The organism is Streptomyces sp. NPDC051172, assembly GCF_040682555.1.
GTDB lineage: Bacteria > Actinomycetota > Actinomycetes > Streptomycetales > Streptomycetaceae > Streptomyces.
The window spans coordinates 1-1,112 of record NZ_JBFBBE010000439.1; the positions used below are offsets into that span (position 1 = coordinate 1).

Annotated in this window: 2 protein-coding genes; both read left to right on the forward strand. The window is 67.0% G+C overall.

Translation table 11 applies throughout. The annotated features are described in order from the left end of the window. Nucleotides 1-521, forward strand: a 521-nt coding sequence (atpB, locus tag AB0N07_RS51770; RefSeq protein ID WP_365848046.1) for a F0F1 ATP synthase subunit A, incomplete at its 5' end; no start/stop codon positions are given. Nucleotides 522-671: 150 nt separating this feature from the next. Further along, nucleotides 672-887 carry an ATP synthase subunit C gene (locus AB0N07_RS51775; RefSeq protein WP_002857264.1) on the forward strand — a complete coding sequence of 72 codons (216 nt, stop codon included), beginning with the start codon at nt 672-674 and terminating at the stop codon, nt 885-887. Nucleotides 888-1,112 lie beyond the last annotated feature (225 nt).

Consider the following 1,112-nt stretch of genomic DNA (forward strand, 5'->3'; position numbering starts at 1 on the left):
AGTGGGTCCCGCTGCTCTTCGCCATCTTCTTCTTCGTGCTGCTGAACAACCTGTTCGGCGCCATCCCGGTTCTGCAGCTGCCGACCTTCTCCCACGCGGGCGCCGCCTACGGCCTGGCCCTCATCGTCTACGCGATCTGGATCGGCGTCGGCATCAAGCGACACGGCGTGCGCTACCTGAAGTTGGCCGTCGTGCCCTCGGGTGTGCCCGGCTGGATCCTGCCGCTGCTCGTGCCGCTGGAGATCATCTCCAACTTCATCGTGCGCCCGCTGACCCACTCCCTGCGTCTGATGGCCACCATGCTCTCCGGCCACATGATCGTGATGCTCGCCGGCGCCGGCGCCGCCTACCTGATCACGCAGACCGACAGCCTGGCCCTGCAGGGCACCGGCATCCTGGTCATCCTCGGCTCGGTGGCCCTGTACTTCCTCGAGCTGCTGATCATGTACCTGCAGGCCTTCGTCTTCACGCTGCTGACCGCCATCTACATCCAGGGCGCGATCGACGCGAACGACCACTGATCTTCCGGGGCCGCCTCGGGCATGACCCAGGCGGCCGCGGTACGGCGGGAGAGCCCGCCACCAGTCTTCCCGGCCCTCCGCAGGAGGACCACCCGGGAGGCCGCCCCTCCACAACCCGGCCGGACACCTCGGCCTCGTGAAAGGAACACCATGGAACTGCACGGTTCGCTCAACATGATCGGCTACGGCCTCGCCGCCATCGGCTCCGCCATCGGCGTGGGCCTGATCTTCGCCGCCTACATCAACGGCGTCGCCCGTCAGCCGGAGGCCCAGCGCATCCTGCAGCCGATCGCCCTCCTGGGCTTCGCGCTCGCCGAGGCCCTCGCCATCCTGGGCCTCGTCTTCGCCTTCGTCATCGGCGCCTGACGCGCCGCGTCCACGGAGCGCCCGCACGGTGAGACCGTCGGTGCTCCATCTCCACAGGACTCTTGACCGAAGGATGGTTGAAACATGATCAGCAACGGACTGATCCTCGCGGCGGCTGAGGGGGCCAACCCCCTGATCCCCAACCCGTGGGAGATCCTCGTCGTCGTGGTGGGCTTCGCCCTGCTCATGTTCATCGTCATCAAGTTCATCGTCCCGACCCTCGAG